Source organism: Bacteroides sp. AM07-18, assembly GCF_003602695.1.
Classification (GTDB): Bacteria; Bacteroidota; Bacteroidia; order Bacteroidales; family Bacteroidaceae; genus Bacteroides; species Bacteroides uniformis.
In genome coordinates, this window is sequence record NZ_QTLM01000017.1 from 58,015 (window position 1) to 68,585 (window position 10,571).

Annotated in this window: 13 protein-coding genes; 10 read left to right on the forward strand and 3 right to left on the reverse strand. The window is 42.4% G+C overall.

All coding sequences use genetic code 11. The features are described 5' to 3' along the window. Nucleotides 1-286 precede the first annotated feature (286 nt). Together DW096_RS16640 and DW096_RS19460 are read left to right on the forward strand one after the other, a co-directional pair. Nucleotides 287-934: a hypothetical protein gene (locus DW096_RS16640; protein ID WP_005868866.1), complete on the forward strand. Its 648-nt coding sequence runs from the start codon at nt 287-289 to the stop codon at nt 932-934. 611 nt (nt 935-1,545) lie between these two features. Further along, the gene (locus tag DW096_RS19460) at nt 1,546-1,701 is read left to right on the forward strand and encodes a hypothetical protein (protein ID WP_005868867.1); all 156 of its coding nucleotides are present in this window, start codon (nt 1,546-1,548) and stop codon (nt 1,699-1,701) included. Nucleotides 1,702-1,745: 44 nt separating this feature from the next. Here DW096_RS19460 and DW096_RS16650 read toward each other — a convergent pair whose 3' ends face one another. From DW096_RS16650 to mobC, 3 genes are read right to left on the reverse strand one after another with little or no spacing between them, the layout of a single operon-like run. Further along, nucleotides 1,746-2,729 carry a hypothetical protein gene (locus tag DW096_RS16650; RefSeq protein WP_005868869.1) on the reverse strand — a complete coding sequence of 328 codons (984 nt, stop codon included), beginning with the start codon at nt 2,727-2,729 and terminating at the stop codon, nt 1,746-1,748. A 27-nt stretch (nt 2,730-2,756) separates the two neighbouring features. Continuing rightward, nucleotides 2,757-4,157, reverse strand: a complete 1,401-nt coding sequence (locus DW096_RS16655) for a relaxase/mobilization nuclease domain-containing protein (RefSeq protein WP_005868870.1) — start codon at nt 4,155-4,157, stop codon at nt 2,757-2,759. Then, nucleotides 4,154-4,492 (reverse strand): plasmid mobilization relaxosome protein MobC, encoded by a 339-nt coding sequence (mobC, locus tag DW096_RS16660; RefSeq protein ID WP_008770294.1) that lies wholly within the window; start codon nt 4,490-4,492, stop codon nt 4,154-4,156. The genes DW096_RS16655 and mobC overlap by 4 nt, the downstream gene beginning before the upstream one ends. 403 nt (nt 4,493-4,895) lie before the next feature. Between mobC and DW096_RS16665 the strand changes: the two genes are divergently transcribed. The 8 genes from DW096_RS16665 to DW096_RS16700 all read left to right on the forward strand — a co-directional run bounded on the left by DW096_RS16665 (nt 4,896) and on the right by DW096_RS16700 (nt 10,565). After that, a complete protein-coding gene (locus DW096_RS16665) occupies nt 4,896-5,594 on the forward strand; it encodes a ParA family protein (protein WP_005868872.1) in 699 nt (232 codons plus the stop codon). Nucleotides 5,595-5,598: 4 nt separating this feature from the next. Beyond that, a complete protein-coding gene (locus tag DW096_RS16670; protein ID WP_005868873.1) occupies nt 5,599-6,081 on the forward strand; it encodes a DUF3408 domain-containing protein in 483 nt (160 codons plus the stop codon). Between the two features lie 692 nt (nt 6,082-6,773). Continuing rightward, the gene (locus DW096_RS16675; RefSeq protein WP_005868874.1) at nt 6,774-7,904 is read left to right on the forward strand and encodes a hypothetical protein; all 1,131 of its coding nucleotides are present in this window, start codon (nt 6,774-6,776) and stop codon (nt 7,902-7,904) included. Between the two features lie 244 nt (nt 7,905-8,148). Further along, entirely contained in the window at nt 8,149-8,742 is a 594-nt protein-coding gene (locus DW096_RS16680) for a Crp/Fnr family transcriptional regulator (RefSeq protein ID WP_005868875.1), read from the forward strand. Between the two features lie 309 nt (nt 8,743-9,051). Continuing rightward, the gene (locus DW096_RS16685; protein WP_005868877.1) at nt 9,052-9,630 is read left to right on the forward strand and encodes a conjugal transfer protein TraO; all 579 of its coding nucleotides are present in this window, start codon (nt 9,052-9,054) and stop codon (nt 9,628-9,630) included. Nucleotides 9,631-9,648: 18 nt separating this feature from the next. Continuing rightward, the gene (locus DW096_RS16690; RefSeq protein ID WP_005868879.1) at nt 9,649-9,861 is read left to right on the forward strand and encodes a hypothetical protein; all 213 of its coding nucleotides are present in this window, start codon (nt 9,649-9,651) and stop codon (nt 9,859-9,861) included. Beyond that, nucleotides 9,858-10,202, forward strand: a complete 345-nt coding sequence (locus DW096_RS16695; RefSeq protein ID WP_005868881.1) for a hypothetical protein — start codon at nt 9,858-9,860, stop codon at nt 10,200-10,202. The genes DW096_RS16690 and DW096_RS16695 overlap by 4 nt, the downstream gene beginning before the upstream one ends. Nucleotides 10,203-10,220: 18 nt before the next feature. Beyond that, nucleotides 10,221-10,565, forward strand: coding sequence for a hypothetical protein (locus tag DW096_RS16700; protein ID WP_005868883.1), 345 nt, complete (start codon nt 10,221-10,223; stop codon nt 10,563-10,565). Nucleotides 10,566-10,571 lie beyond the last annotated feature (6 nt).

The window sequence follows — 10,571 nt, forward strand, 5'->3', positions numbered from 1 at the left end:
GCAACCTGATATCCATATTGAAAAAGAAATGATAATCTATAGCATTGATTATTATCAACAAGATCAAGATTGTACTCAATGTGGAAAACATTCGGAATGTATTTGCCGGTAAAATGATAAAATATCACTATCCATATGTAAGTAAGTATATATACCGGACACAGGATCTTGCGAAAGTAGCTTCGTTTTCAGATTCTAAACCGCAGAAACAGCATTACGCAAAAATTAATGGGTTGGAAAAACTTATTATAAATACTGGTAATGAACCTTTTCATTGATTTTTCTAATGAAAAAGACCATCCTTCAATACATGACCGATATCTATCAGGAAGATATTCCCAAACATATCCTTCAAGAAAACAAGATACGCCTGAATTCTTTTTTCCTGGAACAGGAATCCGTACAGAAGAAAGGGACTCAGTTTATATTCAGATATGCATTCTACTCCGTTGAGAAACCCCGAAAGATCACGAAGCAGCATCTATTGAAAGAATATGCAGGGGTGCCTTTGGAAAAAAGGAGCGTACAACCGGAACAAATACCCGATATGAAGCAATATAGTGATATAATACTGTATGGAGATGCCAGCTCTCCTGAAGCACAGCAACAGCTGGCGGAATACCTCCAACAACATAATTCATTAAAAGTCCAGTTGTCTTTTTTTGACAAGAGAAATGATTCCACTAGCAAGGATGAACAAGCCATCGCATATGCGGAACTACAGAAGGCGCTATTTTTTTGCCAAAGAAAAAAGATACCTCTCCTGTTCGTTTCCTTAAAAGGGATGATAGACGACATCCGTTTTCTCAATCTGCTGGAGGAGAGCCATGTCGATTTCAGATGTATCGATTTTCCATGGTTCTGCAAGGAGAATCTGCCTCTGATAAAGGCAGTTGTGCTATATGAAAAGTTGGAAATAAGAATAAATGTATAAGATATCAAGCTTACAGATTGGACTTCAATGTTGCAGCATTGAGGTTTATGAGAAACAATTCTAAATATATTTCTGTTTGGCGAAATCTTATTCTAAAAGGAACTCTAAATAAAAGAATCCACCTTCAGATATCTTTCTTCACTTATCCTCAAAGTATATAATCCAAACATAAATATCAGACCTATTTTCCCTATAACTGAGTAATAAAAAGATTATTCCCCAACACCGTAAACAAAGAAATAACAGAAGCACTTTAAAATGGTGTATCTAACTCACTTTTTTAAGGATAATATCCCTGTTACAGTTATCTGTAGCAGGTGATCCTTTCAAATTGGGCATTAGATGCACCCTTTTCCTTATTCCAACAAATGCGCCTCTTGTAACCTCACCAATTCCCAATACATCTTCAAAAACATCTCCAGATACACCTTCAGACTCGGGAAATAGACGAAAGACTTCCAGCAAAAGAAAGGCACATGAATGGCCGTTCATTCGGAACCTCCATTTCTGGATAGCGTTTCTTTGTCCATCCAAAATAATCTCTATCGGGACAGAACAATAAACAAAAGCATAAATATCAGGCAAAATTGTCCCGATAAAAGAATTATAACATGACTATTGAAGATGAAATCCTCCAATACCTGCACTATCATCCTCTATCAAACAGGGTTGAGATAACGCTTGGGATAACCAATCCTCCCAGTGGCAGGATTGTAAAAAGACTACTGGCCGATGCCGTAACCAAAGGAATGATAGAAGTACTCTAACAATAGTAGTGCCACTATTTTATAAGCAGCACTGCAATTGTTCCTTACCCCAGCAAATGCACCTCCTGTAACCTCACCAACCCCAAATACATCTTCAAGAACACCTCCTGATACACCTTCAGATCCGGGAAATAGACGAAAGACTTCCGGGCAAAAGAGAGGCACGTGAATGGCCGTTCATTCGGAACCTCCATTTCCGGATAGCGTTTCTTCGCCTGGTCAACCGCCATCTTGTTCAGTGAAGCCACGAAGTTAGCCTGGCGTATCGGATTCCATTTCGGGGTTTCAAGAATCACCATCCCATCTTTCCGCTCAGGAATAACCAAATATTCATCCTGCACGTTACGGACGTAATAGCACACAAAAGACAAGGCCTCATAGACATTATCCCCTACATGAATACCGATAACCCGTTCTTCAACCGGTGTACCGGCAAAGCATTCCGCAATCTGTTTCATGGCATACCCATGCAACAAGGCAGCATCAGAAGCCAACAGATAAGCCGGTGCGGTACGCTCTCCTCCCTTATCGATGGCAGCAAAGACAGAAGGACTCCAACAGAGATGGATGAGCTTTCCTTTTTCTTTCTCACGAAGGGAAGCGACACATAAACGGTTATCAAAGACCAAACGGGCTTCTTTCGTTTCCGGATGGAACTGGAACACGTTCCGTACCCTGTCCGGCTTATGGATATCCATCATCAGATAGCCCTGCCAACCGGACACGTGCTTTGTCTTCAAGACGGTTTCGCTTTCCTCCACATCGAAAAGATAAGACAAGAGCTTTTCTCGCTTACAACATACGAAGAGAGAAAGCTCGTCCTGTTCTTTCATCTGCTGCATATCCAAGGAAAGAACAAAAGCCAATTGCCAAGGAGTAAGCTCGGAAAAGCCATGTAATTCAATACAAGACAACGCATCCTTCTCCGGTGAGTAAACGACATATCCCCGGCCACCTATCTCATATCTCAACATGAAATCCCCCTGTTCAGTGGGATGATAATTCTGTAAAACGGTCTGATAATTCATAAAGCAAATATATTAAGTTAGTATTCATCATAATGAGAAATCGGGACCACTCTTGCGTTTCCGTTTCTTTTTGGACGGTATGAGATCATCCTCTTGCGACTTCTTCCCGCTGCCGGTAATGTCAAGTTCCGGAATGGCCATAACTCCCCCACCCTGCATATAGAAAGCCTCACGATCCACCCGCTCACGGAACTCCCCTACCCTATCGATATGTGGCGAGAGACCGACAGCCACACCATCGAAATGCTTCTGGATATTCTGATAAGTGAGCTTACGGGAAAGATCCGCACCTTTAAAGACATGAGCATTTTCCACGTTTTCCATATAAAAGGAAATCCCGTATGCGCCTTTGCTGTTTACATGTTCCGTCACACGGATCGATTCTTCCGCCAACCTTTTCTTAAAATCCTCATAGCCTAAAGAAGCGTTCAATGCCTTAAACACATGGTCATAGAGATAATGCTTCTGTTCATCGGCGCTCATGCCCCGGCCATCAAAACGAATATTACCAAAACGATATTTCTGAGGAAGTGAAACGTCCTTCAGGTAAAAGCCTGAATCCTTGATGCCATAGACATAATAGGATTTGTCCTTCTTGGTGACCAGACGCATATACAATCCTTCTTGTTCCAGGTTCCTTCGGAAATCGGATGTACTTTCGGAAAAAGAGTAGATGCGGTCAAGCTGTTGTAACAGTTCATCCTTGAACAAGGGGTTGAAAAAACCTCCTTTTTCCAGCAATGCGAAAAGGTTGTCATAGCTTTCATCCCCCAATAGGACACGCCATTCTTCATTGGCCAATTTTATTTCTTGCAAGGGTTTATTCAAAGACCGGTATGTATCGGATTGTTCCAGGACAGCCGATACCTTATCCTTGTAATTATAACTACGCATGGCTTTCTTCAAGGCCGCATCGAAATAATAGTTACGGTATTGCGCCTCTCCCAACGTGGTTCTCTTGCCTCCTTCCCTTTCCAAAGGCAACAGACCGTACTTCTGCTCCAGTTCCCTTGAGATCTTTTCGGAACGGCTGTAATTATTTCCGGAAGGAATGCTTTTGCCTTCTTCATCAATTGTGGTCAGCAGCACATGCACATGGCTGTGTGCCTTGTCGGTATTTAGGACAACGGCATAACAGGACTTTCCGTACCCCATCCTCTCGATATATTCCCCGGCAAGAGAAAGCCACTGTTCATCGGAAAGGCTTTCTCCCGGATAGAGGCTCAGAATAAATTCCGCATAAGGTAGTTTCACCCGGTCATTCAACTGGGAGATAAGTTTCATGTAGGCTGGCATGGCGGCCAGTTCGTCACCAGTGGAGGTGTAAAGCACTTTTCCGTTTCCTTCCTTGACCTTGGAAAGCTGGTATTCAATTTTCCGGCTCATGGACAGGTGGGATGAGAAAGAAGGTTGTATCTCGGCTATCATAACAATTTCCGGTTAATGGTTTCTACATCCGAAAGGTATTGGTTAATCCGATCCAATGAATACAATATATTTTCATCGGACGGAAGCGTATTGATATGTTTGGCAAGCTGGTTGATATTGGCTCCTATTTTACGAAGTTCATATATCATTTGCACATCGGTTTTCGATATGCTTCTGCCTTTCAAGGCAGACTCTCTGATAAAGGAAGAAAGGGATTTTCCCTCTTCCTTTGAACGTTGAAGAAGCTGTTCTTTCTCGGCTTCCGTCAAGCGGATCTTTATACTTATATCTCGATTCTCTTTCATATATACAGAGTATGTGAGTGTAACGAACATTGGTCGGCAGCTCGGCTGTCGCAAGGTTTTTTGTACCCACAAAAACATACCTTGCATTAGCAAAGATATACAATAATACTCAGCTGTGAAACAAAACCAGACAAAAGTCTTGATTTCTTAATCCAGATTAACCGCTCACTTTGTTACAAAGTAACTACGCACATTGTAACAGGCGAACGGAAAGCCATTAGTTACAAAATACATAATTACTAATTATATTATTACAAAGTATGAACATACATACTTAATTATAAGATTAAGTATGTACATATTTATATTTATATTTATATATGTAATTACTTATACAATTAAGTAAAAAAGTGTATAATAAATTAATTATAAAAGTATGCAATTATTTAATTTATTATTTATATATTTGCGCACATACTTAAAAACGTACATTATGGGACAAATATTACCAGGAGTAGTCGTAGCTTTTGAGAATCCCAAGGGCGGGGTAGGGAAGTCTACGCTGACAGCTTTGTTTGCAGGTTATATTCATTCGCAGTCAAACGAAGAGGGGGGCTTATCCATTGCCGTGGTGGATATCGACGACATGCAGAACACTATCGGAAAATTACGTGAGGACGAAGCCGAGGACGGAATCATGAAAAAGGAAGAAGAATATGAGGTTATCAATATCTCTTCCTCAGAGTTCATCAACCAACTGGATTTCCTTCAGGACAATTACGACATTATACTTGTCGATTTTCCGGGTAACCTGAAACAAAACGGTGTAGTTGAAACGCTGCACTTCGTTGACGTGATCATCATTCCCTTCGAACCGAACCAGACCGATTTAAGACCTACATTGACCTTTTACTATAACATCTATGAAGGGATTATCGAAAGCCGTCGAAAGATTGGTAAAAAGACTACCGTGCGTGGTGTTATGAACCGTGTTCTTCCGAATGTGCTGGAGTTCAAAGAAATTTTGAAAAATAAAAAAACCTTGCCTTTCGAGTTGATGCAAAACTACATCAAGGATTCAAGGGTTGACTATCAACGCAATTTAAGTACGCTGAGTAAAGCGTACCATCATCCCTGTGATGCTTTCTGTGAAGAGGTATTGGAATTAATCTGTAACCATATAGGAGAATAAAGCTATGGCAACCAACAAAGAAAGGACATCATCAGCCGCCATGAGAAAACTCTTGCTGCAAAGCGCCAGTAAGAAAGAGCAGGAAATCCAGCAGATCGGAAGTGTTGCGGAAAGCACTATCCCCCAACCTGCGATTGAGCACCCCATCCATGAAGAGGTGAAAGAATCGGCTCCAGTCAAAGAAACCGTCCAAGAACCTCAGCCGGAACAAATGGAAAAGCCGGAATCCAAACCTTCCGTGCAGTCTTCTCCAAAAACAGAAGAAAGCAAAGTCTGCGGAAAAAAATTCTCGGAATATCTGGAAGAGCGAAAATTAAAGAACACCGAAGTAATCCGGATATCCAGCGAAACCCACAGAAAGCTGAAGCAGATTGCTATGGCCACTGGATTAGGAATGCACAACATCGCAAACAACATTCTTGAAGACATATTGACCAGCCATAACAAGGAGATTCAAGCGATACTGAAGAAGTATATGAGCATCTGATTCTACTTTCGGAAAAATATATACGCCTGTTCGACTGCATCCGTCGGGCAGGCGTTATTTTTGCACACCGTTTTAGTGAAGGCCGGCATTGAACCGGGACACTTTTACACAACTGCGGAAAAATCCCTTTGCCTATTATCCTGGACAATATGTTAAAGAATTCAAACCTCTACTTGTTTCCACCTCAAAATTTTTTCCGAAAGTAAGAATACGGTAACAAAATCATTTCTTCGTTTTATTTAGGTTTTTAGGGATTTAAGTATTTGTGGGACACTTTTACACAACTAATAAGGGAGGTTTTCCGTATAATCAACTATATTATTGCAAGTTAGCACTTACTGGCATCTTCTCGTAACCGGGACACTTCTGCACAACTAACCGACTATTCGGGACACTTCTGCACAACTGAACAGGAAAGTCGGGATACTTTTACACAACTAGAATCTGCATTCGGGACACTTTTACACAACTAAATCAGGAATCCGGGACACTTCTGCACAACTAAACCGGCCATTCGGGACACTTTTACACAACTGGGGGATCGGAAACAGCCGTAGTCGGGACACTTTTACACAACTAAATCAAGAAACAGCACGAAAAAAATGCTTTGGAATCTTCATTTATAGGGAGTTAGATTCACTATCTCCGTAAAAAAACGTATCTTTGCATCAGTAAACAACAAGTGTCCGCCTATGAAGGAAAGTAATACACAAAAAGAGTTGAGCAGAGTCCCCAGGACTCTCAGCGAGTCTTCCAACACGAAAGTATTGGAAGTTCTATTTGATGCAGGCGGCACTGTCATGTCTGACATTATCATTTACGTGGCATCTTCACAAATGAAAGATCTGTTCGGCGACTGCTGGTTCTCCATCAACGATTTTTGTGAGGTCATGGGGTATGAACGAACCAAGTTGCAACGAAAACTGACCGAGAAGCAGCTTGATTTCCTGTTCAGCAACCAACGTCCGGTATATATCACCGAACAGAACGGCCAAAAGATAGAGCATCCGATAGAGAACACCTTTGAAGCGGCGTTATACCGTTTAGGGACATCCAACCTCAGTGTAGCATACGCCATGAACGGCAAGACGCAATATAAGTTCATTCAAATACTGGACCGCTTTGAGATAAAGGATAACTTCGGCACGAAAAAGCGCACCAAGCGGAATTACAACGTGCATCTGAGCAAAGATCTGATGAATACTTTGCTTACCGAATACAATCTGCTGGAACTGAAAGACTACCGTAACCTGCCCAACCGCAAAGGCTACCGCAAGTTTTATCTGAACCTGGCGAAAATGATTTACCTGATCAAGTATAAGATTGACCAAGGACAAGCACCTTATTTCACCGTTACGGTTGACCAACTTGCCAAGGAATTTGATGTAACGGTAAAGGACAACCATGACCGGAAGAAGAAGGTGACCAGCATCTTAAACGGTATCAACAAAAAGCTGGAGAGAACCAAATTCCAATACCAGTACATCAAAGGAAAAGGGGAGAAGTGGCCCTACACCGTACAGTTTTTCTTTGACCAGGAAACATTGGAATATTTCGACGAAAAGATAAAGGCGATACTGACCTCGCAATATCACGATGCGCTTAAATCATGCTTCTTGTTAAACAAGAAAGGCATTCCCGTGAGCAGACATTATCAATATAAGGATTTCTTTAAATTGGGAACCGGCGAATATTATCATGAATTTACCGCATGGCTTTATTCTGAAGAGGACAAGGAGATTAAGGAGAACATCTACCGGGATATCTATATAAAGGTAGTAGGCATTCGTCCAGAAGACCTTGCCGTCAACTTAAATCCCTAAAAGTTGGAACAAAAACCATAAAATAGTATCTTTGCAGCGGATTGTCAGAAAATTGGCAGCCCGCTTTTTACATACGTCCGTCTGTCTAACAAAAGAGTGGCATCTATCGTTAAGGAATTAACAACAACAGGCGCATGCCTGTACCAGTATGAAACTGGTACGGGGCGTGCCTTTGTTGTTGGAACGCCACGTCCATGTTAGAGGGTACGTTTCCGTACCCTTATATAAACATAAAACAAATTCAATGGTTCAAACAATTGCCACCCTGATAGATGAGACGCTCATGGTAATGGGCGCCCATCTTCACGTGCGGATGACAGACGAAGAAAAGGCGTATCTTGATGCTCATTTCGAGCTTATCCATATCAAAAAGGGAGAACACCTCGTCACCAGGGGCGAGGAAGTATGCTACCTCTATTATCTGGAATCCGGCATCGTCCGGTTATGGTTTCCGGACAAAGAGAATAGAGAGATTTCAGCACGGTTTATCCAAGCCAAAGAGTTCATCAATTTTTTCCTTTCACATGAAGAACACCATGCCCACTACAATATCAAGGCATTGGAGCCATGCAAGATCTGGAGATTGCCCAAAAAAGATCTTCATCAGCTATATGAGTTATCCATCAATTTCAACAAGCTGGCCAGAATACATTTGGTAAGATCCATCAACCGCAAAATAATAAGGGAAGAGGAGTTTTACACACTGGATGCCGAAGCGCGTTACAAAGCGCTTTTGGCCAATGAAAAATGGCTGTTACGTTCAATACCCTTAAAAGACATAGCAAGTTATATCGGCATCACGCCACAAGCATTGAGCAACATCCGAAAGCGCATATAAACCAAACCCTATAAGCCGGGCAGGACAGTTTTACACAACTAATCCTATCCGGCTTTTTTCTGTAGAATTATTCCACACCTGCCGGTTTACGGCACATGTATTTTTTAATGCACATTAAATAAACACGAAAGGCCCTTTAAAAGCCCTTCATAAAATTTGTCCTCCCGTATATAATCTATATGTTTGGAGCGAAAACAACGCGATAAGCACCTTGATTCGGTTCTGCCGACAGGAATCCGCGTAAATTGGAAACACCGTATGAGACAAATAGAAAAATATATAACATTAATAACCTAAAGAGTAATTCCCATGGAACACATCAGACTGACTGCTATCAGCCTTAGCCTGCTGTTATGCACCGTAAGCGCTTTTGCGCAACGCCATTATGAGAACATCCCGGCACTTGAATTGAACTACGGCACTAACCTGTTCGGCAATGCAGGCAACTATTACAACCTGTCCTTTTCCAGATACATCAACCGGACAAGCTATTGGAAAGCCGGGTTTAGCTATTTTGAGAAACCTTACGAATATACAGCCAACCTACCGCAAGTCTCTACCTTGAACCCGGAAGAAACGATTCCCGAAACGATACATGACAAGGGTAAGGACTTTTTTGTGGACGGCGGTTATTACAGAACCCTGGCCTGCAACCTGAAATCCGTTTACTGGGGCATCGGCCTGGGAGGATTCATCGGTACAGAATACGTCCGCCACCCCGATAAGGAATACAACTTCATCATCGGCCCGAAACTGGAAACGGAACTGGAAGTATTCATCCTGCCCCGAACGGCATTGCTTGCCCGCATACAACAACATTGGAATCCCCTATCCATTGACAAGTGGAACACTGTCTGGAACGTAGGAATAAAGATACTGCTCTACTAACCGACAAATCATATCACCATGCTTATTATCATATTGTTAGCCGATACAAATGTATCCGGCCTGATCTCCTTATACCGTGAAATAGGCGCCATGCTGATAGGGGTAGGCTTTCTATGTGCCGGACTAGCGGTACTTAAAAAGCTGATAAGCAACCACGAGCGCACCAAAGAGGCCATCATCACCTATATCACGGCATTGGTCACTTGGCTCATTATCTGGCAACTCTTATGAACGTAGTGGATTTGATACTGGTTGCCATACTCGCCTGTGTCACGCTTCACTTTTACTTTCGGAAAAAGAAGAAAGCACTTTCTTCCGGAAAGGAGAAAGAGAAGCCGATAAGGGAGGCGGTGCGCAAGGAAGGGCAGGAGAGAGCCTGTCCGGTCATCTGCGTGGTATTTCAGCCTGAGCTGGAAGAAGAGGAATTGGCTGCCGAGATAGCCGATATGTACCTGCATGGAAGAGCCTACTACTACTCAGGCAAACCACTGCCGGAACAGCCGAAAGAAGAGCCCATATCCATCAAGTATAAGGATGTGCAATGGGAGAGACTGAAAACGATTCATGTTTAATTAAAAAATAGGAACAAAATGAAAGCAATCGAAAATGTAAGAGAAAAAGCGAACCAAGTCATTAACCGCTATGGAAAGGTTATCTTCACCTTTCTCATATTCTTCACGCTGTTGGGAACGGCACAAGTGGCGGAGGCACAAAGCGGCCTGAAGATTAACAGCCTATCCGAAGTGACAGACAAAGCCAAAGAGGGTGCGGACACCATTCTGGACGTAGCCAAATACATTTTGGCGGCGGTACTCGGCATCGCTCTGGTCTTTGTCATCTATTCGCTTGCCACGAACAATCCCCATGCCAAGGAATACCTGCTCGGCTGGATCATCGCCGTGGTAGTCATCATGGTAGCCTTCCTGATTATCTAAAAACGA